This is a genomic window from Streptomyces sp. CA-181903, from assembly GCF_050937075.1.
Lineage (GTDB): Bacteria > Actinomycetota > Actinomycetes > Streptomycetales > Streptomycetaceae > Streptomyces.
Window position 1 is genome coordinate 211,769 of sequence record NZ_JBNJLY010000001.1, and the last position, 21,425, is coordinate 233,193.

A 21,425-nucleotide genomic window follows, 5' to 3' on the forward strand; every position below is an offset into this window, starting at 1 on the left:
GGCGGACGAGCAGCAATACGCCCGGGCACAATGGGTGTTCAGGGCCGAGACACGACTCCTGATCACCCATAGGAGATGTGCGAGCAGATGTCGTCGTCGGCGGAGCGGGCCTCGTCGGTCACCCGGGAGGGGACGGTGGTGGGTGCCGACGCGGAGGGTGAGGGGGTGCCCGTCGCGGGGTGGGAGGCGTAGGACGTGCCGAGGGTGACGTCGATTCCCGGTGTGGGGGCGGAGCGCAGTTCCGCGCCCGGGAAGCGGTCGGCGACGGTCCGGGCGCGGTCGTGGAGGCCCGGGCCGTAGGTGACGACGGTCGTGCGCTCACGGGAGGACGCGTCGCCGGTGCCGGTGACCGTGAAGCCCGCGGCCCGCAGCGCGTCGGCGGCCTTGGCGGCCAGGCCCGGGACGTTCGTGCCGTTGCGGACGCCGACTCTGATCCCGGCGCCGGAGGACGGCGACGGGGAGGGCTTCGGCTTCCGGCCGCCGGTCTCCTTGCCGTCGAGGGTGCGGTCGTGCCGCAGCGCGTCCCACAGCGCGTCGGCGTCGGGCTGGACGATCGCCACCCGGTTGCCCTGGTAACGCCAGGGCACGGTGACGAACTTGGTCTCGTGCAGGTCCACGTTCTTGAGCGACATGACGAAGGAGAGCAGCTTCCGGGCCGAGTCGAGGCCCGGGTCGACGGTCAGGGAGCGGGTGGCGGCGTCGGCCAGCGGCAGGAGGGTGGTGGGGTCGAAGCCCTCGCCTTTCACCTTCTTGATGAGGGCGCCGACAAACGCTTGTTGACGCCGGATCCGGCCGATGTCGGAGCCGTCGCCCAGGCCGTGCCGCAACCGCACGTAGTCCAGGGCCTTCTGCCCCGACACGTCCTGCGGCCCCTTGGCGAAGATGCGCTCGCCGCGCGAGCCGCGGTGGGGGTTGAGGTCCCCTTCGTAGACGTCGTTGGGCATGCACACCCGCACTCCGCCGACGGCCGAGGTCATGGCCGCGAATCCGGCGAAGTCGACGACGACGGTGTGGTCGACCCGCAGGCCGGTGAGTTTCTCCACCACGTTCTGGGTGCAGGCGGGGTTGCCCTTGGCCGTGAGTCCCACGGAGAAGGCGGAGTTGAACATGGCGCCGGTTTTCGGTTCGGTCCACGTCCCGTCCGGGAGGCGGCAGGGCGGCATGTCGACCAGGGTGTCCCGGGGGATGGAGACCGCGACGGCGTGCCGGCGGTCGGCGTAAACGTGCAGGAGGAACGCGGTGTCGGAGCGTCCGACGTCCCCCTCTCCCCCGCCGAGCGCGCTGTTGGCCCCGGAGCGTGAATCCGAGCCGATGACGAGGACGTTCGAGCCGCCCTGCCCTTCGGCGGGGCGGTTCTTGGACAGCCCTCCGGCGTCGAAGCTGTCGATGTTGCCGTCGAGCCGCCAGTAGAACCACACGCCGCCCGCGAGAAGCAGGAGGACGCAGGTCGTGGCCGAGGCCGCGAGGACGCGTATACGGCCACGGCGCCGCCGCTTCAACCGCGTCGTCCGCCGTCGGCCGCCGTGTCGCCCGGCATTCATGGCGCGCGTCATACGCACACCTTCATCCGCTTCCTCCACATTTTCATGGTTGCGCAATATAGCAAGTATGAATGACGGCGCGACCGGGTGGCGCCCGGGCGGGGTGCGCGCCTCCGCACGGTGCGCGTACGGGACTTCGACGGGCCGCCCGGCGGGTAGGAATGTCCGGGGCAGACCGCTCGACCGGCCTGGCGCCCGCCCCCGACGCACCCGCCGCCGGCCCGCCCCGCTGCCCACCGCCCGCCCCGCCCTCTGCGACGACGAGGACCGCGCATGCCGAGCGCCGACCCCACGCGGACCGAAGACCGAGCCGACTTCGAAGACGTCCTTGAACAGGGCCTGAGTTCGCCCCCGATCACCGAGGCGCTCCGGGCCACGACCGCCGTCTCCGCCGGCCGACTCCGCGCCTGGGCGCTGGAGTCCCGCGCGGAGATCGCCGCCGCCGCGATCCCCGAGTACCGCACCTATCTGGAGGCCCGCTCGTCGCGCCGGCGCGGCGCGCCGTCACCGCTCGGGAACGGACTGGGCGCCCTGGCCGTTCTCATCCCGGCCCTCGCGGCCGCCGCGGCGGCGGCGTTCCTCGTCCTCGGGTACGGCTTCCGCCTCCTCGGCGTCCAGGCCCGGCTCGCGCGCGGGCTGCAGGCCGCCGGCTGGACGGCGGTCGCGGTGGCGACCACGGCGGTCCTGCTCGGGATCGTCGCCGTCCTGGTGATCGCGGTGCGCAACCGCCGGACGCGACCCGCCTCTTCGGGCGGCGAGCGCGCGGCGGAAGCGCGGGCGGCCTGGCGGCGGGCGCTGCTGGAACGCGGGGTGCTGCCGTTCCTCCGCCATCAGATCGAGGAGGCGGGCCGCCCGGAGTGACGCCGGACCGGAATGGATCGTTTTCTTGCTTGCGCAAGTGCGAAACTATAGGGTCCCACCTTGGGATTGTCCGCGGCGTCGGGTTGGCCCGCGGCGTCAATCCGGCCGATCGAGCATCACCTGGAGGAAGTTCATGGCAGTGACCCTGGCCAAGGGCGGCAACGTCTCGCTGAGCAAGGAGGCGCCGGGTCTGACCGCCGTCACCGTCGGCCTCGGCTGGGACGTCCGCACCACGACCGGCGCCGACTACGACCTGGACGCCTCCGCCCTGCTGTGCGACGCCCGCGGCAAGGTGCCGTCCGACGGGCACTTCGTCTTCTTCAACAACCTGCGGAGCCCCGAGGGTTCGGTCGTCCACTCCGGCGACAACCTGACCGGCGGCGGTGACGGCGACGACGAGCAGATCCAGGTCGACCTGGCGGCGGTGCCGGCCGAGGTCGACAAGATAGTCTTCCCGGTCTCCATCTACGAAGCCGCCCAGCGCGGCCAGAGCTTCGGCCAGGTCCGCAACGCCTTCATCCGCGTGGTGAACCGCGCCGACGGCCGCGAACTGGCCCGGTACGACCTGACGGAGGACGCCTCCACCGAAACCGCCATGGTCTTCGGCGAGCTCTACCGCCACGGCCCGGAATGGAAGTTCCGCGCCATCGGCCAGGGCTACGCCTCGGGCCTCGCGGGCATCGCCCAGGACTACGGCGTCAGGGTCTGAGCGGGGGGCGGGGGCTGGGGGCTGGGGCGACGACCGACGACCGGTGGCGGAGCGGTGCGCACAACAGGGGGAAGGCGGGCACCGGCGCGCGATCAGGGCGATCCCTGATGGGCGAACGGCCGCCGGTCCGGCAGAGTTGGTCATGCCACCCACGGCAACCGGTCACCCGCGCATCAGGTCAGCTCGGGGCGCCGGTGCCGCACGGGGCTGACGGTCTCGAGTGCGGCACCGAGTCGCAGCAGGGTCGTTTCGTCGTACCAGCGAGTGACTAGCTGGATGCCGATCGGCAGTTTCTCGCCGGTGGCCCCGAAGGGAAGCGACAGCGCGGGGAGGCCAGTGAGGTTGAACGGAACGGTCGCGCGCATGATGCCGCGTGCCGGGACGGTGACGTCTCCGACATCGAACTTCGACCGAGCGTGCGGTGGGGCGGGGATGGGACACACGGGGCACAGCAGCACGTCGTAGCACTCGAAGTATCCGGCGAACAGGGAACTGAGCGCCTCGACCTGCTGCTGCGCGGCGATATAGTCAGCCGCCGTCACCTCCGGCGCGCTGATCGTCCGCTGGATGACGCGGTGCAACTCGGACTCGCGGCCGACTACGACCCGCCGGAGGTACGGCACGACCTCAGCGGTGAACAGCACTGCGCTCAGCGCGGTCCCGTCGAGGTCCTCCAATCCCTGCAGTGGAGCCGGCTCGACGCTGCAGCCCAGCGCCCGCAACGCGTCGGCCGCTTCCATGATGGTGGCTGTCACCTCGGGATCCACTGGGCCGAAGGCAGGTTCGGTCGCCCAGCCCACCCGCAGCCCGGCTACGTCGCTCGGCCGGCCGACATCTTTCGGCGCGTGCCGTACGTACCCGTCAATGCCATCGGGCCCTGCGAGAATGTTCAACGCAGTCATGATGTCCCGCACGCTTCGGGCCATCGGGCCGACGTGCCAGTAGCGGCGGGGAACCTCGGGCCAGTGTCCGGTGATCGGTATCCGTCCCCGGGTCGCCTTCAGTGCGACGATGCCGGTGTCATGGGCCGGCCCCCGCACCGAAATGGCGACGTCACTGCCCAGCCCGAGCGGCGACATCCCGGCGGCGATCGCGGCCGACTCTCCGCCGCTCGATCCGCCCGGAGTTCGCTCGCTGTCCCAGGGGTTGCGGGATCTGCCGATGATCAAGTTGTCGGTCTCGGTCCAGTAGGAGAATTCGGGCAGGTTGGTCTTGGCCAGCGGAATCCCGCCGACCGACCGGAGCCGGGCCACTGCGGTCGCGTCCCTCACGGGAACACGGTCCCGGAACAACGACGAGCCGCGCGTGGCCACCATTCCCGCCACATCCAGCGCGTCCTTGACCGTGAACGGAACACCGTGCAGCGCACCCACGGTGCCGCCCGCAGCCACCGCTCGATCGGCGGCACACGCCGCAGCAAGCGCCTGCTCGGCGGCCACCGTCACGACGGCGTTGACCCTCGGGTTGACCGCCTCGATGCGGTCCAAGTGCGCTTGTACCACATCCACCGCGGAGACCTTCCGCTTGCGGATCAGCTCTGCCAGTTCGGTCGCATCCCGGTAATAGATCTCGTTCTCGCCCACCGAAACCCCCTTCCGCTGCACAGCGAGATCACGATACGCGCAGAACCCACAGCAGCCATTGCTCAAGGTCATTTTGTTAGGGGCTCCAAGTCATGTCCTTCGACAGTCGCCGGTAGCGGCACGCCTCGCTGCTGCTGGCGCGGATGCCGGTCCCGGAGCCGATGCGGCCGGGCTGGTCCGCATCGCTGCGGATGGCAGCCTCGCGGATGCCGCACCGGCACCTGGTAGGCATCGACGCGCGGATGGAACAGGCCACCGCGAAACCGGTGATCGTGCCGGACACCGTGGTCATCGACGGCGGGAAAGTGTTCATCTCCGACACCTTCCTGCGGGCCTGCGAGCGGCTGGGCATCTCCGTCCAGCGGGCGCGTCCGCGCACGCCGACGGACAAGGCGATTCGTGGAGGCGACGTTCTCCGAGATCAACACGCTCTTCGCCCAGCACCTGGCCGGCTACACCGGCCGGGACGTCACCTGCCGCGGCAAGCGAGTCGAACAGGCCGCCGTCTGGACGATCCCCGAGCTCCAGGGCCTGTTGGAGGAATGACTGCTGGCCGGGTGGCAGATGCGGCCGCACGACGCCCTGCGCGACCCGTTCCGTCCGGGGAAGGCGATCTCACCGAACGACAAGTACGCCTCCCTGGTCGCGGCGGCCGGCTACCTGCCGCTGGTGCTGCGCGGGGAGGACTGCCTGGAACTGCTGCCGGTGGCCTGGCGGGCCATCAACGACTACGGCATCCGCATCGGCCACCGCACCTACGACGCGCCCGAGCTGGGGCCGTGGCGGCGCCAGCACTCCGGCCACGCGGCCAAGAGAAGTCTGTGGGAAGTGCACTATGACCCCTACGACCTCTCCCGCGTCTTCGTCCGCACCACCGGCGGCTGGATCACCGCGACCTGGGGGCACCTGCCGCTGGTGAACGCCCCCTTCGCGGACTTCACCTGGGACCACGCCCGGCGCCTGGCCGCCGCGGCCGGCTTGGACGACGCGAACGAGGCCGCCGTCGCCCGGGTCCTGGACGCGCTGCTGACCCGGGCCGAGCACGGACCGGACCTGCGCTCGGCGCGGGTCATCGCCCGCGCCCGCGCCGCCGCCGCTCTCCCGGCACCCGCTGCGGCGCCCGAGACCGAGAACACGCCCGCCCCCGAGCCCGCCCCCGAGCCGTCTGCGGAAATGGTGCCCTTCGGGATCTTCGACGCCCACGCCGAAGCCGAAAGGTGGATATGAGCGCGCCCGCGACCGTCACGTCGCCGACTGACCCCGGCGAGCAGGCCCCGCCGGATTCCCCGCTGACCACCAAGGAGGGCTGGCGCCGCTACGTCGAGCACGCCACCGTTCCGCCGCGCTGCTGCCGGCCGCCGAACGGGCCGTGCTGAGCGGGCGGCAGCGGGCGCGGGAGGATGAGAGGCGGCGGGAATATCACGCGGACCTGCCGTTGGTGAACGCCCAAGGCGCCGTGCGGGCCCTACCCTTCCTGTAAAGCAAGCTTGACAGTGACCGAGGGGTGACAAGTAAGCTTTACACGTGCGAAACAGCGTCAGGAAACTGCGGTCGTCACGAGGGCTCTCCCAGGGCCAACTGGGCACAGCCCTCGGGGTCTCAAGGCAAACGATCAATGCCATCGAGACCGAGCGGTACACACCTTCCCTGCCGCTCGCCCTGTCCATGGCCAAGTTCTTCGAGGTCAGCGTTGAGGAGATGTTTCATGTCAATGAGGGCCCGGCAGATGACCAGTAACACGGCCAGGCGGTCCGTCCCCGGTTTCTTTCTCGTTCTCGGAGGCGCCTGCCTCGTGGCCGCAACTGCCGGAGGCCGCCTTGCTCTCGGCCTGGTCACGTTCGGGATCCTGGCAGTCTGCAGTCTCGCCTTGGTGCTGCTAGGACGCCGGAGCGAGACCTACCAGGGCCTCACCGAGAAGGAACCCGACGAGCGCTTCGCCCGGATCGCAGGGCGATCCTGGGCCGGCACGGGCGTGGTGCTTACCGTGGGGAATCTCGGCGCCTTCATCGGTGAGCTGGCATCCGGACGGAACGGCGATCCGTACTTCTGGTTCGTGGCCACCGCCGCCATCACCTACGTCGCGTTCATCGTGTTCTGGTCTCGGCATACCTGAGAAGCCACCCTCGCCTGCCGCACCAGCGACTGGGAAATGCAGGATCGGATGACACACACCGAGCTCCCCAACACCCGCCGATCCTCTCATCGTCCGGCTAAACCTCGGACGGTCCTGCAGCGACGAACGGGAACAGACACCAGCCCGAAAAGTCCCGGCCGCGACAGCCCTGATCAGCCCACAGGTGCCGCAGCCGCGGGAACTTGTGCGCGCGGCGGGCCAACAGCACGGCGGCGCCGTCCCGGTCACCGACATCGGCCGGGCTGACGCGGGCCACGAGCACCAGGCCGAGGGTGTCGACCATGAGATGGCGCTTGATGCCCGCCACCTTCTTGCCGCCGTCGTACCCGTGCCGGCCTCCGCTCTCGGTGGCCCGCAGGCGCTGGTTGTCCAATATCCCGACGCTCGGCGTCGGCCCCCGGCCCCTGGCCGGCGCGTTCCTGGGCCCGCAGAGCCGCGAGGATCTCCTCCCAGCGGCCCTCGATCCGCCACTGCCGCCGTAGGGTTGGACGGCCACACGGACCGCCCTGAGAAGCTCAAATAGCTGCTCTTGAAAGGCTCGAGTCGGCGGGCCGATGAGGGTACCGGGGACGTTAGCGGGTGAATCGTCTTGCTTTGGCGTACTCCTGACCGCCCGAACTCGGCGTACTCCTCGAGCCAGTGCTTCTCGGTCGGTGTGAGCGTGTTTCCGGCCGCACCGAAGCGGCCGCCCAACGGGCAGCGAGGGATGGGTACACCCGCCGGAGGCGTGTCCTGGCGGTCGGGTCTACGTGTCTCGTTCTGCGGTGAGTCGCTGTAGTAGGTCGAGCAGGGTCGCGCGGTCCGCGTCGGGCAAGGCGGAGAAGCAGTCGGCGAGCACCTCGTCGGCAACCTTGTGGCCGGCCGTCAGGACGTGCCCGCCGAGGGGCGTGAGGTGGTGCTCGATACGCCGGCCGTGTCCCGGTCGGCGCTCCACGAGGTCCTGCGCTGCGAGGCGGGCGACGAGCGTTCCGAAGGCTTGCTCGGTCTGAAACGTCGCTGCGGCCAACTCGCGGGCCGACGACCCGGGTGAGCGGCTGATCGCGCGCAGGGCGTCCCACTGGGCCAGCGTCGTGCCGATGGCCGAGAGTGCGCTGTCAAGTGCTCGATGCTGTCGATACTGGGCTTGTTTGACCGCTCTGCCGAGTTCTTGCAGCTCACCATGCATGGAGCAAGTCTACATCGTAACTAAGCTAGCTTATATAAGGATGTTTAGTTACCTTGGTGGGCATGCTCAAAGACGCATCAGCTGCGTACGCCGACTTGTCCCTCACTCTGTCCGAGGCCGGGGCCGGCAGGCCGGTTCTCATCCTGCACGGCGGCGGAGGGCCCGCCACAGTCGCCGGCCTCGCCCAGCACCTCTCCCGCATCGCCCACACCCTCACGCCCGTGCACCCCGGCTGGGACGGCACCCACCGTCCCGCATGGCTCACCGGCATCGACGACCTCGCCCTCGCCTACCTGCACACCCTGCGCGAACGCCGGCTGCGCGACGTTCTCGTCATCGGCTCCTCGCTCGGGGGCTGGATAGCCGCCGAGATGGCCGTACGCGACAGCACGGGAAGCATCACCGGCCTTGTCCTGATCGACGCTGTCGGCGTGGAGGTCGAGACGGAACCGATCACCGACTTCTTCGCCCTTGACGCCCGCGGCGTCGCGGAGCACTCCTGGCACGACTCGGACCGTTACTACCTCGACCCAGCCGACGTCCCCTCAGAAGAACTCGCGCGCAGACAAATAAACATGACCACCATGCGCACCCTCGCCGGCGACCCCTACATGCACAACCCCAAGCTGCTGCATGAGCTCGGGCATATCCAGGCGCCTGCCCTCCTGCTCTGGGGTGAGAGCGATCGCATCGTCACCCCCGCCTACGGCGCGACCTACGCCGACGCCTTCGGCAACGGCCGACTCGAGGTGATCCCCAAGGCGGGCCACCTTCCGCAGATCGAACAACCGGAGCCCACCTTCGCTCTGATCGACGCCCACCTGCGCCAGACGAGCAACCCGTTCCATCAATAGTGAGTAACTGTTGGCGGCCAGTTGCCTCCCCGCCAACTGGCCGCCAGCTAGGAATCGCAACTGGCCACTGTCACGGCGACCGATGTCCGGCGGCGGCGGCCTACGCGGTTGTGGCGATGCCGCCGTCTACGGGTTCACGGCGCCTGTTGGGTATGCGCCTGCCCGGCCGACGAGGTACATCGCCTCGAACGCGCACGCGCGCTGCATCTCGGCCATGGAGGCCACGCTCTTGCGGCAGGCCGGCAGCGCGTCCCGGGCGCCGAACTCGTCGCCCTGGTCGGCGCGGTGGAAGCGGGTGACCATCTTCTGGTGCCGGAGCGGGCCCTTGGACCGCATGAACTGCTCCAGCCGGTGGCCGTCGTGGGCCGCGGCAACCCGCCATCCGGCAAGCAGGGAGGTGTGTCCGACCAACGGCTGATCGGCCCCGTCACGTCAGACGGCGGTGAAGCCGCCGTCTGCGGGTACCACGGCTCCGGTGATGAAACTGGAGCGTGGCGAGGCGAGGAAGCAGAGAACCTCGGCGATCTCTTCGGGCTGAGCGACGCGGCCCAGGGGCTGGGCGTCGGCGAACGATGCGAGGTAGGCGCGGCCGTCGGGGCGGATCGTGTCGAGGAAGTCGGTCTCGATGACGCCTGCGGCGACAAGGTTGGCGCGAATGCCCCATGGTCCGCCTTCGACGGCGAGCACCTTGGTCAATTGGGCCAGGGCGCCTTTGGACGCGCTGTAGGCGGCGCCTTCGGGCAGGGCGACCGTGCCGGCGTAGGACCCGGTGCTGACGATGCTCCCGCCGCCCCGGCTCCGCATGGCCCGGAAGGCTTCTCGGGCGCAGAGGAAGGATCCGCGGGCGTTGACGGCCATCACGGTGTCCCAGTCCTCGGCGGTGGTTTCGGTGACGGGTTTGTTCAGGGTGCGTCCGGCGTTGTTCACCAGGATGTCCAGTCCTCCGAAGGCGTCCAGCGCCGAGCGGACCGCGTGGACGGCGGTCTCCTCCCGCGTGATGTCGCCCCGGATCGCGAGTACGCCGGGGAATTCGTCCCCCAGGGTCGTGACGTCGGGACGCAGGTCGACGGCGACGACGCGGGCGCCGCGGGCGTGGAGCAGTGCCACGGTCTCCTTGCCCACGCCGCGCGCGGCCCCGGTGACCAGGGCGGTCTTCCCGGCGAACTCGGGTGCTTCGGCAGACGCGGCGGTGGGCGTCATGATGAGGTCCTCTCGTGAAGGTCAGGGTCGCGCGCAGTTTCCCGCGCCGACTGTCTGGGCTGCTGTACGGTCGCGCACTCGCTAGGCAGACGGCACGGGAGATGAGCGCGCTTGCCGTGCGTGCGCACGGGAGGCGTCGTGGACGCCCGGCGGGCGGGTTGTTCAGTGTGCGGTGAGGCCGCCGTCGACGACGAGTTCCGAGCCGGTGACGAAGGAGGAGTCGTCGCCGGCGAGGAAGAGGATCGCGGGGGCGACCTCATCGGCGCGGCCGGCTCGGCGCATGGGGGTGCGCCGGATGTCCGCCTGCTGGTCGCCCTGCTCGTCCAGGAGGTCCTGGATCATCGGTGTGGCGACCACTCCGGGGTGTATCGAGTTGACCCGTACGCCCTGCCGGGCGTACTCGACCGCGGCCGTCTTGCTCAGCAGGCGCACCGCGCCCTTCGACGCCTGGTAGGCCGCGGCCGCGCCGCTGCCCACCAGGCCGAGGACGGACGAGGTGTTGATCACCGACGCGTTGCCGCTCGCTCGCAGCAGCGGCATCGCCGCCCTCATACCGAGCCAGGTGCCTTTCTGGTTCACGTCGATCACGCGGTCCCACACCTCCTCCCGCGTGTCCTCGATACCCGGCCAGTCCACGATTCCGGCGAGGTTCACCAGCACGTCCAGCACTCCGAAACGATCGCGTACGAAGGCCGTCACCTCCTCCCACTGCCGGGCGGAGGAGACATCGAGGAGGGCGGTCGCCACCTCCGCGCCACCCGCCTCGATGCGCCGCTCCAGCATCCGGAGGGGTTCCCGGGCTACATCGGTGATCACCAGCCGGGCGCCCTCCTGAGCGAAGAGTTCGGCGGTCGCCGCACCGATCCCCCCGGTCGCGCCCGTGATCAGGGCCACCTTGCCCTCAAGACGTCGTCCGGTCATGAATACGGTCCTTCCCTTGCGTTTGATACGTCTGTCAGCGACTGCTGCCTGCCTCGTCAGTCGGCCCGCTCCCACGAGGAGTCGGTCTCCCCGACCGGAGCAGCCGCTGCCCGAACCCCGTTGTCCCGCTACGCTCACCGCCGTGCTACGACGTGCTCGACTCTCGGTACAGCACGAGGTGTTCGTGGTAGAGCACTCCGTCGCGGATGTCCCCTGTGGCGGTGAACCCGGTGTCGTCGACGTAGTCCAGGTGACTACCGGTGACCGTGTAACGGCCGGTGTACGCACTGGCCCGCTCGCCGCGAGCCTCGTCGTAACGGCCGTCCGGCAGCAGTTCCTGCCGAATGTGCCCGTCCTCGGTCACCCACATACCGACCACGTCCACGTGGCCGTCCTCGATCGCGGCCATGGCGGCCCCCTCTCCTCGAACGGTGCGGTCCCTCCCGCTCCACCGAGTCTGCGCAGGTCAGCGGCGACCGACCAGGACGCATGCTCCCTGGGTGCACGACACCCAGGCAGCCCACCGGCGCGCCGCCTAGCCTGAAGACATGGACGACAACCATCTGGGGGACTTCCTGCGCGCGTGCCGCGCCGCCCTGCGCCCGCACGACGTCGGCATGCCGAGCCACGGGACCCGCAGAGTCGCCGGGCTGCGCCGCGAGGAGGTCGCCGTCCTGGCCGGAGTGAACGCCGACTACTACACCCGCCTCGAACAAGGCCGCGAACGCAACCCCTCACCCCAGGTGATCGACGCCCTCAGCCACGCGCTGCGCCTCGACGAGGACGCCAGAGCGCACCTGTACCGGCTGGCCGGGGCCACGCCCGGCGACCGACTCTCGCCTCACTCCACCGGGCGCGTCAGCCCCGCCCTGCGACAGCTGATGGACGGCTACCCCAACACCCCGGCGTTCGTCATGAACCGAACCCTCGACCTCATCGCAGTCAACGCGCTGGCCCAGGCCCTCTATTCGGCGTTCACCCCGGCGGACAACCTCGCCCGCATGACCTTCCTCGACCCCGCCGGCCCTGCCTTCTACACGGACTGGAACCGGGCGGCACAAGCCACCGTCGCCAACCTCCGTGAGGCGACCGGCTTCGAACCGGACAACCCGCGGCTGCGCGAACTCGTCCGCACCCTCACCGAACACAGCCCGGACTTCGCACGCCTGTGGCAGTCCCACACCGTGCGGGGCAAGACGCAGGACGCCAAACACCTCCACCACCCGGACGTCGGCCCGCTCACCCTCACCTACCAGGCGTTCGACGTACGCGAGGCACCCGGCCAGCAACTCGTCATCTACCACGCCGAACCGGGCAGCCCCAGCGCCCACTCCCTCCACCTGCTCGGCTCCCTCCACGCCACCCGGCGCCAAGACCGCTCCCAGCACACAGCTGATCGGCCAACACAACCCGGAGACCCGCACCGATAGAAGGACAAGCGGGTCCCTGCCCTGGAGGACAGAGTCCGGGAGTTGACCGCCATGACCGGCCGGGAGCCCTGGCAGGAGCACCTCGCGCTGGACGACGTGCTGACCCGACTCGGTGCGGACGCCCCCACCGGCTCGCCTTCCAGGCGGCGTTCCCGGTCCGATGAAACGCGCACCCGATGGCGCCCGGAAACGCTGCCGACGCCACGGCAGCGTAAGATCACGAACGTCCGGCGGAAACAGCCCACTTCACCACCGAACGACCTCGCCCCTGGAGACGACATGAGCAGCGCCCTTCTCGTGATGGACGTCCAGCGGGCCATCGTGGACATCGCCGTCGACGACTCCGGATACCTGCCGCGCCTGCGCAGGGCGATCGACGGGGCCCGGGTGGCGGGCATACCCGTGGTCTACGTGGTCATCGCGCTGCGGCCCGGCTTCCCGGAAGTCGGTACGCGCAACAAGCCATTGGCCGCCATCGCGCGGGACGGTCTCTTCGTCGAGGGCGAGCCGGGCACGGAGATCCACCCCGACGTCGCGCCCCGGCCCGGTGACGTGGTGGTCACCAAGAGGCGGGCGAGCGCCTTCTCGGGCAGTGATCTCGACGTGGTGCTGAGGGCGCGCGGCGTCGACAGCCTCGTAGTCGCCGGCATCGCCACCAGTGCCGTGGTGCTGTCCACCGTGTGCGCGGCGAACGACATGGACTTCGGTCTCACGGTCCTTTCCGACGCCTGCGCGGACACCGACCCGGTATTGCACCAGGTCCTCACCGAGCGGCTCTTCCCGCAGTGGGCGGAGGTCGTCGGCGTCGACGACTGGCTCAAGACGGTCGCGCCCCGGTAGTGGCGGCGATTTCGGGACGGGACGGTGCCGGCCTCGCCGTGTGGGAGTTGAGCATGGCGGACGCCGCCACGGCGTCGCAGGTGCATCGCGTCGGCCGCCGCGCCTACGCGGTCGAGGCCGAGCTGATCGGTCACACCGGCATCCCGGCTCTGCGGGAGAGCCTGGAGGAGATGCGCGCCCAGCCCCTGCGGTGGCTCGGCGCGGTCACCGGAAGCGGTCGGGTCGCCGCGTTCGTCGCCTGGCAGGAGTTCGGCGAAGACGCGGCCGTCGATGTGCACCGCGTCTGCGTCGATCCGCCCTGGTTCCGTCGCGGGCTGGCGTCACGGCTGCTTCGCCACCTGCTCGGGGAACTGGTTCCGGGCCGTGACGTGGTGGTGAGTACGGGCGCGGACAACCACCCCGCCGTGGCGCTGTACCAGCGACTCGGTTTCGCGCGTCTCGCCGACTTCGAGCCGGTTCCGGGGCTGGCTGTCGCCCGGTTCCGCCTCACGAGGTCCGGGGGTCCGTAGGCCGGATCCGGCGACTCCGGTGCGGGAGTCACGAAGGCGGAGCGCGACGAGTCGGTGCGGGCCGCCGTGAAGCGGACCGTGGCGGAGGAGGAGCAGGCGGCCGCCGTCCGGTGCGGAATATCCGTGTGCTCGGACGGGCGCCGTTCCGGTAGCGTGCCGGGCATGTCGCGCCCCGAAGCATCCAGGGTGGGGGCTGCCGGTCACGCCGTCAGCCCCCAGCGCCACCACTGAACTCCGCCGTCCTTTCCGGACGCCCGCCGGACGCGTGTGCCCGTGGGTGCCGACCGCGGTGACGAGACGAGCCGTTCCTCGCCTCCCCTCACCTCGGAGCCCCTCCATGCCCCTCCCCTTGTATCTGCTCGCCGTGGCGGTCTTCGCCATGGGAACCTCCGAATTCATGCTGTCCGGACTCGTGCCGGACATCGCCTCCGACCTCGGCGTACCGCTCGGTACGGCGGGCGCGCTCACCCCGGGCTTCGCGGTCGGGATGGTCGTCGGCGCCCCGCTCGCGGCCGCGTTCACGCGCGGCCGGCCGGGGCGGAGCAGCCTCCTCCTGTTCGTCCTCGGGTTCGCGGCGGCCCATGCCGTGGGGGCGATCACGACGAGTTTCCCGGTCCTGTTCGCGACGCGGGTCGTCGCGGCGCTGGCGAACGCGGGCTTCCTCGCCGTCGCGCTGACGACCGCCGCCGGTCTGGTGCCGCGCGACGAGAAGGGGCGGGCGCCGGCCGTCCTGTTGTCGGGGACGACGGTCGCCACGGTCGCCGGTGTCCCGGCGGGAGCGCTGCTGGGCGCGCTGCTCGGCTGGCGGGCCACCTTCTGGGCGGTGGCCGCGCTCTGTCTGCCCGCGGCCGTCGGCATCCTCGCGGGCCTGCCCGCCCGTCCGCGGCGGGAGGACGCGGCCGGCAGGCCGGCCCTCCGCTCGGAGCTCGCGCGGCTCGGGAACCCGCGGCTGCTCCTGGTGATGCTGCTGGGCGCGCTGGTCAACGCGGCGACCTTCGGGAGCTTCACCTTCCTCGCTCCCGTCGTGACCGACCGCGCCGGGCTGGGCGAACTGTGGGTCCCGGCCGTGCTGATGCTCTTCGGGGCGGGTGCCTTCGCCGGTGTCACCCTCGCCGGGCGGTTCGCGGACCGCCGCCCGGGCCTGGTCGTCGCGGCCGGCGGCCCGCCGCTGCTCGTCGGCTGGCCGGCACTGGCCCTCCTGGCCGAGCGGCCCGCCGCCCTGCTCGTCCTCGTTCTCGCCCTGGGCGCCCTGTCGTTCGCGCTGGGCGGCACGTTGATCACACGGGTCCTGTACGAGGCGGCGGGCGCGCCCACCATGGCGGGCGCGTACGCGACCGCCGCCCTCAACGCCGGCGCCGCCGTCGGACCGCTCGTCGCCGCCACCACCCTCGGCACGGGCCTCGGGCCCGTCGGACCGCTGTGGGCCGGCGGCTGCCTCGTCGCGGCGGCCCTGTCCCTCGCGCTGTCCTTCCGCGCGGTCGTCTCGGGAGCGGAGGGGAGGAAAGGGCGGGGCGCCGGTCCGCTGACGTCGTCCGCGCCGGCCTCCACCGGGTGACCAGGCCCGCCGTCCCCGTCACGGCAACCGGCCGCCCGGTCCACCCGCTTCGCGCCAAGTTCCCACGGCCGCGCGGTGACAGCGCAGCAGGGCTTCTCCCAGGAGCCCCGGCACCACCCGGCCCCCTTCGGTCCCGCGCGGAACGGCGGAACGGGTGGCCGGTTCCCCTCCCCTCTCCCCCGCCTCGTCCCGGTTCCGCTCAACGGACGGGCGCGGTACGGGAGTCCTGTCTCCCGTACGCACCCTTCATCGCACAAGGACCGAACGGAGACCGCGGATGGGCAGCGCAAGGACAGTGCACAGGGCTTTGATCGCCGGGGCGGCGGCCGTGACGGTGGCCGCGACCGCCGTCACCTCGGCCGTGGCCGCCCCGGCGGCGGACGCGCGCACCTCGCACAGGGCGACACAGGCCGCACTGGAGGCACAAGTACGCGCCGGGATACCCGGATTGCTCGCGGAAGCGCGGGACGAGGACGGGCGGTGGAACGGCTCGGCGGGAGTCGCGAACCTGGAGACGCACCGCAAGCGGCTGCCCCAGGACCGCTTCCGGATCGGCAGCATCAGCAAAGTGTTCAGCTCGGTCGTCCTCCTGCAACTGGAGGCGGAGGGCAAGGTCGACCTCGACGACACAGTGGAACGCAGACTGCCCGGTGTCGTCCGGGGCAACGGGAACGACGGCGGCCGCATCACCATCCGGCAGGTGCTCAACCACACCAGCGGCCTCTTCAACTACACCAATGACGAGGGCTTCCGGAAGGCCCTCGGCACGGACTTCTTCAAGCACCGCTACGACACCCGGAAGCCGGCCGACCTCCTGCGCACCGCCCTGTCGCACCGGCCCGACTTCCGGCCGGGCACGGACTGGTCCTACTCCAACACCAACTACATCCTCGCCGGGATGCTCATCGAGAAGCTGACCGGCCGCCCCTACGCCGACGAGATCCGGCGCCGCGTCCTGCGGCCGCTGGGGCTGCGCGCCACGACGCTGCCGGGCACCTCGCCGGGCGTCCCGGGCCCGCACGGGCGCGGGTACAGCAAGCTCTTCGGCGACCCGTCCGCGAAGATCCACGACACCACCGAGCAGAACCCGTCGTGGGCCTGGGCCGCGGGCGAGATCATCTCGACCACCGGCGATCTCAACCGCTTCTACGGGGCCCTGCTCTCCGGCAGGCTGCTGCCCGAGCGGCAGCAGCGCGAGTTGCTGACCACCGTGCCGAGCAAGGGCGAGCCGGGCGAGACGGGGTACGGGCTGGGCATTTCGCGGGCCGTCACCTCGTGCGGCACACCGGTCTGGCTGCACAGCGGCGGCATCCACGGTTCCACGTCGCTGGCCGTGTCATCGCCCGACGGGCGGCACACGGCGGCGTTCAACCTGAACGGCGACTGGGGCGGCGACCTGGCCGCCCTCGTCGACGCCGAGTACTGCGGCGCGGGCACCCCCGCCCCCGGCGGCGACGACGGGCGGGACGGTCACCGGGCGCTCCGGCGGCTGACCGCGCTGCGCTGATCCGACGCGGCGGGGCGCGGCGCGCGGCGGGGTGAGGCGGCACGACACGGCGGGGCGCGGCGGCTCGTTCCGGCCTCGCCCGCGACGGCTGCCTCACGGATGCGGAACGACCGCGACAGGGCCAGGCGGCTCGTCCCCGCCCCACCCGCTCCGCCGCTGCCCGTTCCGCCCCCGCTCGTCCCCGCCCCGCCCGCGCACGGCTGCCTCATGGATCACGGATGCGGAACGACCGCGACCGGGCCGGGCGCGTGGTGCAGGGCCGCCAGGGCGACCGGGCCGAGGCGGTGGACGCCGTGCCGCCCGGGCAGCCGTCGTCCGACGACCACGAGCGCGGCCCCGGCGCCATGGGCGAGCAGCACTTGGGCCGCGCTGCCCGTCTCGACGTGCGCGGCCACGTCGACCGTCGAATGGCGTTCGCGCCACGGGCGCAGGACCTCGTCGAGGCACCGGCGTTCGCGTTCGCGCATTCCCTCGTCCTCCCCGGCGAGCCACAGGGAGCCGGGGCTCCAGGCGAAGACCGGCGGGACCGTCCAGGCCCGTACCGCCCGCAGCCGCGTACCCAGTCGTTCCGCCGCGGCGAACGCGAAGTCCAGGACGGGAGCTCCGCGTTCCGCCAGGTCTTGTACGCCCACGACGACCTCGCCCGCGGCCGGGTCGTCCGTCTGACCGTCCGTGTACCGCCCGCTCCCCCGCCGGTCGTCGTCGCGCGGGCCGCGGACGACCACGACCGGGCCGGTGGCCTGGCGCAGCACGTGCAGGCCGACGGAGCCGAGCAGATGCCCGACGACGGTGCCGTGGCCGCGCGAACCGAGCACGAGCAGGTCGGCCCCGGCCGCCTCCGCGATGAGGGCCGGGACCGGGTCGGCGGCGACCTGCCGGGTGGTGACGGTGAGGGAGGGGAACTCCTTGGCCGCCCGCTCCCCCGCGTCGCGCAGGACGTCGGCCGCCCAGCGTTCCCGCGCGGCGGCGTCCTCGGCGGCGACCACGACGTGGGGGCGCCGTACGGAGGCGTGCACGAGGCACAGCTCCATGCCGCGCCGCGCGGCCTCGGCCGCCGCCCAGTCGGCCGCGGCGCGGCTGTGATCGGTTCCGTCGACTCCGACGGCGATGGTGCCGGGCATGGGACCCTCCTGGGGAGCGGGAGCGGTGGCGGTGGGTACGTGGGACGCCGAGCGGGAGCGGCCGCTGCTTCCAACGTGGCTGCCGGGGCCGGTCTTTCGGGAGGGCCGAAGGGCCCTGCTCCGGGTCCGAACGGGCCGGGAACGGGTCGGCACGGGCCGGAACAGGCGGGAACAGGTCCGCCGGGCGGGCCGAGACCCGGCGGACCGCCCGAGAGGGGCGACGCCCCGCGAAGCGTCGTCGAGATGCCGCGTCCCCCGCCAGGAGTCGGTCAGGTACCGCTCAGGGGCTGACCGCCAGCACCACGTACGCTGCCAGCAGCGACAGGTGCACGCCGCCCTGGAGGGGCGTGGCCCGGCCCGGGATCACCGTGAGGGTGCCGACGGCGACGGTGAGGGCGAGCAGGACCATGTGGGTGGCGCCGAGGCCGAGGACGAGTGGGCCCTCCAGCCAGACCGAGGCCGCGGCGACCGCCGGGATGGTCAGGCCGATGCTGGCCATGGCCGAGCCGAGGCCGAGGTTGAGGCTGGTCTGGACGCGGTCGCGGCGGGCGGCTCGGACGGCGGCGATGGTCTCCGGCAGCAGCACCAGCAGGGCGATGACGACGCCGACGACGGACGCCGGGAGGCCGGCCGCGGCCACGCCGGACTCGATCACCGGCGAGACGCCCTTGGCCAGGCCGACCACCGAGATCAGGGCGACGCCCATCAGTCCGAGGCTGGTCAGCGCGGTCCGGGCGGAGGGCGGGTCGGCGTGCTCGTCGGAGTCGATGACCTCGCCGGCGGCCGTCACGGGCAGGAAGTAGTCCCGGTGCCGTACGGTCTGGGTCGCCACGAACAGGCCGTAGAGGATCAGGGCGGCCAGCGCGGCGAAGACGAGCTGGGCGGCAGAGAAGCGCGGCCCGGGGGTGCTGGTGGTGAACGTCGGGAGGGCCAGGCTGAGCCCCGCCAGGGTCGCCACCGTGCCGAAGGCGGCGGCGGTGCCCTCGGCGTTGAAGACCGCCACGCGCCGCCGGAGCGCCCCCACCAGCAGGGACAGGCCGACGATGCCGTTGCAGGTGATCATCACGGCGGCGAAGACGGTGTCCCGGGCGAGCGAACTGCTCTTGTCGCCGCCGTCGGCCATCAGCGTGACGATGAGGGCCACCTCGATGACGGTCACGGCCAGGGCGAGCACGAGCGAGCCGAAGGGTTCGCCGACCCGGTGCGCGACGACCTCCGCGTGGTGCACCGCGGAGAGCACCGCGGCGGCCAGGCAGCAGCTCACGAGGGCCACGAGGCCCGGGGACAGCGACCGCCCCCAGGTCAGCGCGAGGACGGCGGCGGCCAGGACGGGCGCGCCCACCGGCCAGCGCGCCAGGAGGGAGCGGAACCGAGCGCTCATGAGCCGATCTTCGCAGATCGCCCGATACGCGCATGTTTTCCGCCATCGTCCGCTGTTCTCCGCCGTCGTCCGCCTTTCCCTCCTCCGCCGCACGACGATCACCGTGCGTGATGCGATCGTCCGCATATCGGACGAGGCGCGCGCCGGGCCATCCCTTTGCCCATAATCGAGACCTCCCGATCTCGCATATTGGACAGGCATGACCATGAGCCGGACACTGACGCCCTCTCCGCCGCCCTCGGGCGGAGGGCCCGCAACCGACACGCCACCCGCCGACGGCACGGTCCTCGACGGCCGCCCGGCCGACGACGCGTCGCGGCCGAGCCCCTCGGGCTCGCTGTCGAACGGGCTCAAGCAGCGGCACCTGTCGATGATCGCGCTGGGCGGGGTCATCGGCGCGGGCCTGTTCGTCGGGTCGGGCGCCGGCATCGCCGCCGCCGGGCCCTCCATCGTGCTCGCGTACGCCGTGTCCGGCCTGCTCGTGATGTTCGTGATGCGGATGCTCGGCGAGATGTCCGCCGCCAACCCGGCGTCCGGTTCCTTCTCCGTGCACGCCGACCGGGCGATCGGCCCGTGGGCCGGCTTCACCGCCGGCTGGATGTTCTGGACGCTGCTGGTGGTGGGCGTCGCGATCGAGGCGATCGGCGCCGCCCACATCCTCCAGGGGTGGTTCCCCGGCACCCCGTCCTGGATGTGGGTGCTGATCCTGATGGCGCTGTTCTGCGGCAGCAACCTGGGCTCGGTCGCGCACTTCGGCGAGTTCGAGTTCTGGTTCGCGGCCCTGAAGATCGGGGCCATCGCCCTCTTCCTGGGCCTCGGCGTGCTGGCGATCCTCGGCGTGCTGCCCGGCAGCGACTCCCCCGGCACCGCGCACCTCCTGCACGACGGCGGGTTCCTGCCGACCGGCACCAACGGGTTGCTGATCGGGCTGCTGGCCTCGGTCGCCGCGTACGGCGGCCTGGAGACGGTCACCATCGCCGCCGCCGAGTCCGAGAACCCCGTGCGCGGCGTGGCCAAGGCCGTGCGGACGACGATGTGGCGGATCGGCGTCGTCTACGTAGGGTCGATGCTGGTGATCGTCACGCTGCTGCCGTGGCACGACAAGTCCGTCACCGAACAGGGCCCGTACGCGGCCGTGCTGGAGCGGCTCGGTGTCCCGGGCGGCGGCCAGATCATGAACGTGGTGGTGCTGGTCGCGCTGCTGTCGGCGATGAACGCCAACATCTACGGCTCGTCGCGGATGGCCTATTCGCTGGTCGCGCGGGGTCAGGGCCCGAGGTTCCTGGCGAAGGTGTCGGGCGGGATCCCGCGCCGCGCGGTGCTCGCCTCGTCCGGCTTCGGCTTCTTCGCCGTCCTGCTCTCCTTCTGGTGGCCCACCACCGTCTTCGCCTGGCTGCTCAACATGGTCGGCGGCGTCGTGCTGGTCGTGTGGGGCTTCATCGCCGTCTCCCAACTGCTGCTGCGCCGCCGGCTGGAGCGCGAGGCGCCCGGCAGGCTGGTGGTCCGGATGTGGGGCTTCCCGTATCTGACGTGGGTGACGCTGGCCGGGGTGGCCGGGGTGCTGGTGCTGATGACGCTCGACGCGGACACCCGGGTGCAGCTGTACTTCACGGGCGGCCTGGCGCTGACGCTGGCCCTGGTCGGGCGGCTGCGGCAGCGCGCCGGGAGGCGCTGACCGGGCGGCTCCGCATCGCCTTTCCGAGAAAGCCGGCAGGCCGCTTCCCGTAGGACGGGGAGCGGCCTTCGCGGCGTCCGCGCTCCGGCTCCAACGGGCGCCGCCGGAGCCGGAGTCGGGCACGTCACAGGAATAGCGGGCGGCCCTCCGGGCAGCCGTTCAGTCAGCAGTCAAGAGATCGACACGCGACGACGCGGACGACTGACGGAACGTCAGGCGGCGTGCCGTCGCCCGCGGGCCACCCTTCGACCGCTCGAGAGAAAGGACGGACATGTTCTTCCTCGTCCTGGCCCTCTTTCTGCTCGGCGTCCTGACCGGGACGGCCGCGCACGTGCCGCTGCCCGTGACCCTCGTCTCCGCGGCGGCGATCCTCGCCTGGCTGGCCGCCTTCGCGGTACGCGAGCGCGGCCGGGCGCACCGGCGGGACCGGTAAGGAGCA

At 71.6% G+C, this 21,425-nt stretch carries 26 protein-coding genes; 15 read left to right on the forward strand and 11 right to left on the reverse strand.

Annotated features, from left to right (window positions below; translation table 11 throughout):
* Positions 1–62 precede the first annotated feature (62 nt).
* Positions 63–1,553 (reverse strand): LCP family protein, encoded by a 1,491-nt coding sequence (locus ACQEVS_RS00965; protein WP_433013735.1) that lies wholly within the window; start codon positions 1,551–1,553, stop codon positions 63–65.
* A gap of 261 nt (positions 1,554–1,814) precedes the next feature.
* Here ACQEVS_RS00965 and ACQEVS_RS00970 point away from each other — a divergent pair, with 261 nt between their 5' ends.
* Both ACQEVS_RS00970 and ACQEVS_RS00975 read left to right on the forward strand, forming a co-directional pair.
* The gene (locus tag ACQEVS_RS00970) at positions 1,815–2,402 is read left to right on the forward strand and encodes a hypothetical protein (RefSeq protein WP_433013738.1); all 588 of its coding nucleotides are present in this window, start codon (positions 1,815–1,817) and stop codon (positions 2,400–2,402) included.
* 133 nt (positions 2,403–2,535) lie between these two features.
* On the forward strand, positions 2,536–3,111 hold the full coding sequence (locus ACQEVS_RS00975; RefSeq protein ID WP_433013741.1) for a TerD family protein: 576 nt from the start codon (positions 2,536–2,538) through the stop codon (positions 3,109–3,111).
* Positions 3,112–3,284: 173 nt separating this feature from the next.
* Here the strand turns inward: ACQEVS_RS00975 and ACQEVS_RS00980 are convergent, their stop codons facing one another.
* Both ACQEVS_RS00980 and ACQEVS_RS00985 read right to left on the reverse strand, forming a co-directional pair.
* The gene (locus tag ACQEVS_RS00980) at positions 3,285–4,694 is read right to left on the reverse strand and encodes an amidase (protein WP_433013744.1); all 1,410 of its coding nucleotides are present in this window, start codon (positions 4,692–4,694) and stop codon (positions 3,285–3,287) included.
* Positions 4,695–4,770: 76 nt separating this feature from the next.
* Positions 4,771–5,007 carry a hypothetical protein gene (locus ACQEVS_RS00985; protein WP_433013747.1) on the reverse strand — a complete coding sequence of 79 codons (237 nt, stop codon included), beginning with the start codon at positions 5,005–5,007 and terminating at the stop codon, positions 4,771–4,773.
* A gap of 86 nt (positions 5,008–5,093) precedes the next feature.
* Between ACQEVS_RS00985 and ACQEVS_RS00990 the strand changes: the two genes are divergently transcribed.
* The 5 genes from ACQEVS_RS00990 (at position 5,094) to ACQEVS_RS01010 (ending at position 6,807) form a co-directional block, all read left to right on the forward strand.
* Positions 5,094–5,240, forward strand: a complete 147-nt coding sequence (locus ACQEVS_RS00990) for a hypothetical protein (RefSeq protein ID WP_433013750.1) — start codon at positions 5,094–5,096, stop codon at positions 5,238–5,240.
* An 18-nt stretch (positions 5,241–5,258) separates the two neighbouring features.
* Complete coding sequence (locus ACQEVS_RS00995) at positions 5,259–5,921, forward strand: Mu transposase C-terminal domain-containing protein (protein ID WP_433013753.1); 663 nt, start codon at positions 5,259–5,261, stop codon at positions 5,919–5,921.
* Positions 5,918–6,070, forward strand: a complete 153-nt coding sequence (locus ACQEVS_RS01000; protein ID WP_433013756.1) for a hypothetical protein — start codon at positions 5,918–5,920, stop codon at positions 6,068–6,070. The genes ACQEVS_RS00995 and ACQEVS_RS01000 overlap by 4 nt, the downstream gene beginning before the upstream one ends.
* Before the next feature lie 148 nt (positions 6,071–6,218).
* Positions 6,219–6,431, forward strand: coding sequence for a helix-turn-helix transcriptional regulator (locus ACQEVS_RS01005; RefSeq protein ID WP_433013759.1), 213 nt, complete (start codon positions 6,219–6,221; stop codon positions 6,429–6,431).
* Positions 6,421–6,807: a hypothetical protein gene (locus tag ACQEVS_RS01010; protein ID WP_433013762.1), complete on the forward strand. Its 387-nt coding sequence runs from the start codon at positions 6,421–6,423 to the stop codon at positions 6,805–6,807. Before ACQEVS_RS01005 ends, ACQEVS_RS01010 begins: the two co-directional genes overlap by 11 nt.
* Positions 6,808–6,904: 97 nt before the next feature.
* Here the strand turns inward: ACQEVS_RS01010 and ACQEVS_RS01015 are convergent, their stop codons facing one another.
* Positions 6,905–7,324 carry a transposase gene (locus tag ACQEVS_RS01015; RefSeq protein ID WP_433013765.1) on the reverse strand — a complete coding sequence of 140 codons (420 nt, stop codon included), beginning with the start codon at positions 7,322–7,324 and terminating at the stop codon, positions 6,905–6,907.
* 249 nt (positions 7,325–7,573) lie between these two features.
* The gene (locus tag ACQEVS_RS01020) at positions 7,574–7,993 is read right to left on the reverse strand and encodes a MarR family winged helix-turn-helix transcriptional regulator (RefSeq protein WP_433013768.1); all 420 of its coding nucleotides are present in this window, start codon (positions 7,991–7,993) and stop codon (positions 7,574–7,576) included.
* Positions 7,994–8,055: 62 nt separating this feature from the next.
* On the opposite strand from ACQEVS_RS01020, the gene ACQEVS_RS01025 reads away from it, so the two are divergent.
* Positions 8,056–8,847 carry an alpha/beta fold hydrolase gene (locus ACQEVS_RS01025; RefSeq protein WP_433013771.1) on the forward strand — a complete coding sequence of 264 codons (792 nt, stop codon included), beginning with the start codon at positions 8,056–8,058 and terminating at the stop codon, positions 8,845–8,847.
* Positions 8,848–8,973: 126 nt separating this feature from the next.
* On the opposite strand, the gene ACQEVS_RS01030 is transcribed toward ACQEVS_RS01025, so the two are convergent.
* The 4 genes from ACQEVS_RS01030 to ACQEVS_RS01045 form a co-directional block, all read right to left on the reverse strand.
* Complete coding sequence (locus tag ACQEVS_RS01030) at positions 8,974–9,258, reverse strand: hypothetical protein (protein ID WP_433013774.1); 285 nt, start codon at positions 9,256–9,258, stop codon at positions 8,974–8,976.
* Between the two features lie 21 nt (positions 9,259–9,279).
* A complete protein-coding gene (locus tag ACQEVS_RS01035) occupies positions 9,280–10,047 on the reverse strand; it encodes an SDR family NAD(P)-dependent oxidoreductase (RefSeq protein WP_433013777.1) in 768 nt (255 codons plus the stop codon).
* Between the two features lie 162 nt (positions 10,048–10,209).
* On the reverse strand, positions 10,210–10,968 hold the full coding sequence (locus ACQEVS_RS01040; RefSeq protein WP_433013780.1) for an SDR family NAD(P)-dependent oxidoreductase: 759 nt from the start codon (positions 10,966–10,968) through the stop codon (positions 10,210–10,212).
* 145 nt (positions 10,969–11,113) lie between these two features.
* On the reverse strand, positions 11,114–11,377 hold the full coding sequence (locus ACQEVS_RS01045) for an Atu4866 domain-containing protein (protein WP_433013783.1): 264 nt from the start codon (positions 11,375–11,377) through the stop codon (positions 11,114–11,116).
* A gap of 139 nt (positions 11,378–11,516) precedes the next feature.
* On the opposite strand from ACQEVS_RS01045, the gene ACQEVS_RS01050 reads away from it, so the two are divergent.
* The 5 genes from ACQEVS_RS01050 to ACQEVS_RS01070 all read left to right on the forward strand — a co-directional run bounded on the left by ACQEVS_RS01050 (position 11,517) and on the right by ACQEVS_RS01070 (position 16,809).
* Positions 11,517–12,398: a helix-turn-helix transcriptional regulator gene (locus tag ACQEVS_RS01050; RefSeq protein ID WP_433013786.1), complete on the forward strand. Its 882-nt coding sequence runs from the start codon at positions 11,517–11,519 to the stop codon at positions 12,396–12,398.
* 279 nt (positions 12,399–12,677) lie between these two features.
* Positions 12,678–13,238, forward strand: coding sequence for a cysteine hydrolase family protein (locus ACQEVS_RS01055; protein ID WP_433013789.1), 561 nt, complete (start codon positions 12,678–12,680; stop codon positions 13,236–13,238).
* 53 nt (positions 13,239–13,291) lie between these two features.
* Positions 13,292–13,747, forward strand: coding sequence for a GNAT family N-acetyltransferase (locus ACQEVS_RS01060; protein WP_433013792.1), 456 nt, complete (start codon positions 13,292–13,294; stop codon positions 13,745–13,747).
* Between the two features lie 337 nt (positions 13,748–14,084).
* Complete coding sequence (locus ACQEVS_RS01065) at positions 14,085–15,302, forward strand: Cmx/CmrA family chloramphenicol efflux MFS transporter (RefSeq protein WP_433013795.1); 1,218 nt, start codon at positions 14,085–14,087, stop codon at positions 15,300–15,302.
* 277 nt (positions 15,303–15,579) lie between these two features.
* On the forward strand, positions 15,580–16,809 hold the full coding sequence (locus tag ACQEVS_RS01070; protein ID WP_433013798.1) for a serine hydrolase domain-containing protein: 1,230 nt from the start codon (positions 15,580–15,582) through the stop codon (positions 16,807–16,809).
* Between the two features lie 212 nt (positions 16,810–17,021).
* On the opposite strand, the gene ACQEVS_RS01075 is transcribed toward ACQEVS_RS01070, so the two are convergent.
* The gene (locus ACQEVS_RS01075) at positions 17,022–17,930 is read right to left on the reverse strand and encodes a universal stress protein (RefSeq protein ID WP_433013801.1); all 909 of its coding nucleotides are present in this window, start codon (positions 17,928–17,930) and stop codon (positions 17,022–17,024) included.
* Positions 17,931–18,210: 280 nt separating this feature from the next.
* Complete coding sequence (locus ACQEVS_RS01080; RefSeq protein WP_433013804.1) at positions 18,211–19,311, reverse strand: calcium:proton antiporter; 1,101 nt, start codon at positions 19,309–19,311, stop codon at positions 18,211–18,213.
* 205 nt (positions 19,312–19,516) lie between these two features.
* On the opposite strand from ACQEVS_RS01080, the gene ACQEVS_RS01085 reads away from it, so the two are divergent.
* Both ACQEVS_RS01085 and ACQEVS_RS01090 read left to right on the forward strand, forming a co-directional pair.
* Positions 19,517–20,986 (forward strand): amino acid permease, encoded by a 1,470-nt coding sequence (locus tag ACQEVS_RS01085; RefSeq protein ID WP_433013807.1) that lies wholly within the window; start codon positions 19,517–19,519, stop codon positions 20,984–20,986.
* Between the two features lie 271 nt (positions 20,987–21,257).
* The gene (locus ACQEVS_RS01090; protein WP_433013810.1) at positions 21,258–21,419 is read left to right on the forward strand and encodes a hypothetical protein; all 162 of its coding nucleotides are present in this window, start codon (positions 21,258–21,260) and stop codon (positions 21,417–21,419) included.
* Positions 21,420–21,425 lie beyond the last annotated feature (6 nt).

What these genes read in the sequence shown, in the direction of transcription:
- ACQEVS_RS01070 (WP_433013798.1), top strand. Translation starts at nt 15,580, where the DNA reads ATGGGCAGCGCAAGGACAGTGCACAGGGCTTTGATCGCCGGGGCGGCG.
- ACQEVS_RS01080 (WP_433013804.1), bottom strand. Translation starts at nt 19,311, where the DNA reads ATGAGCGCTCGGTTCCGCTCCCTCCTGGCGCGCTGGCCGGTGGGCGCG.
- ACQEVS_RS00985 (WP_433013747.1), bottom strand. Translation starts at nt 5,007, where the DNA reads ATGAACACTTTCCCGCCGTCGATGACCACGGTGTCCGGCACGATCACC.
- ACQEVS_RS01020 (WP_433013768.1), bottom strand. Translation starts at nt 7,993, where the DNA reads ATGCATGGTGAGCTGCAAGAACTCGGCAGAGCGGTCAAACAAGCCCAG.
- ACQEVS_RS01085 (WP_433013807.1), top strand. Translation starts at nt 19,517, where the DNA reads ATGAGCCGGACACTGACGCCCTCTCCGCCGCCCTCGGGCGGAGGGCCC.
- ACQEVS_RS01090 (WP_433013810.1), top strand. Translation starts at nt 21,258, where the DNA reads ATGTTCTTCCTCGTCCTGGCCCTCTTTCTGCTCGGCGTCCTGACCGGG.
- ACQEVS_RS01050 (WP_433013786.1), top strand. Translation starts at nt 11,517, where the DNA reads ATGGACGACAACCATCTGGGGGACTTCCTGCGCGCGTGCCGCGCCGCC.
- ACQEVS_RS01075 (WP_433013801.1), bottom strand. Translation starts at nt 17,930, where the DNA reads ATGCCCGGCACCATCGCCGTCGGAGTCGACGGAACCGATCACAGCCGC.
- ACQEVS_RS01045 (WP_433013783.1), bottom strand. Translation starts at nt 11,377, where the DNA reads ATGGCCGCGATCGAGGACGGCCACGTGGACGTGGTCGGTATGTGGGTG.
- ACQEVS_RS00975 (WP_433013741.1), top strand. Translation starts at nt 2,536, where the DNA reads ATGGCAGTGACCCTGGCCAAGGGCGGCAACGTCTCGCTGAGCAAGGAG.
- ACQEVS_RS01000 (WP_433013756.1), top strand. Translation starts at nt 5,918, where the DNA reads ATGAGCGCGCCCGCGACCGTCACGTCGCCGACTGACCCCGGCGAGCAG.
- ACQEVS_RS01060 (WP_433013792.1), top strand. Translation starts at nt 13,292, where the DNA reads ATGGCGGACGCCGCCACGGCGTCGCAGGTGCATCGCGTCGGCCGCCGC.
- ACQEVS_RS01025 (WP_433013771.1), top strand. Translation starts at nt 8,056, where the DNA reads ATGCTCAAAGACGCATCAGCTGCGTACGCCGACTTGTCCCTCACTCTG.
- ACQEVS_RS00970 (WP_433013738.1), top strand. Translation starts at nt 1,815, where the DNA reads ATGCCGAGCGCCGACCCCACGCGGACCGAAGACCGAGCCGACTTCGAA.
- ACQEVS_RS01055 (WP_433013789.1), top strand. Translation starts at nt 12,678, where the DNA reads ATGAGCAGCGCCCTTCTCGTGATGGACGTCCAGCGGGCCATCGTGGAC.
- ACQEVS_RS01040 (WP_433013780.1), bottom strand. Translation starts at nt 10,968, where the DNA reads ATGACCGGACGACGTCTTGAGGGCAAGGTGGCCCTGATCACGGGCGCG.
- ACQEVS_RS01065 (WP_433013795.1), top strand. Translation starts at nt 14,085, where the DNA reads ATGCCCCTCCCCTTGTATCTGCTCGCCGTGGCGGTCTTCGCCATGGGA.
- ACQEVS_RS01035 (WP_433013777.1), bottom strand. Translation starts at nt 10,047, where the DNA reads ATGACGCCCACCGCCGCGTCTGCCGAAGCACCCGAGTTCGCCGGGAAG.
- ACQEVS_RS00995 (WP_433013753.1), top strand. Translation starts at nt 5,259, where the DNA reads ATGCGGCCGCACGACGCCCTGCGCGACCCGTTCCGTCCGGGGAAGGCG.
- ACQEVS_RS00965 (WP_433013735.1), bottom strand. Translation starts at nt 1,553, where the DNA reads ATGACGCGCGCCATGAATGCCGGGCGACACGGCGGCCGACGGCGGACG.
- ACQEVS_RS01010 (WP_433013762.1), top strand. Translation starts at nt 6,421, where the DNA reads ATGACCAGTAACACGGCCAGGCGGTCCGTCCCCGGTTTCTTTCTCGTT.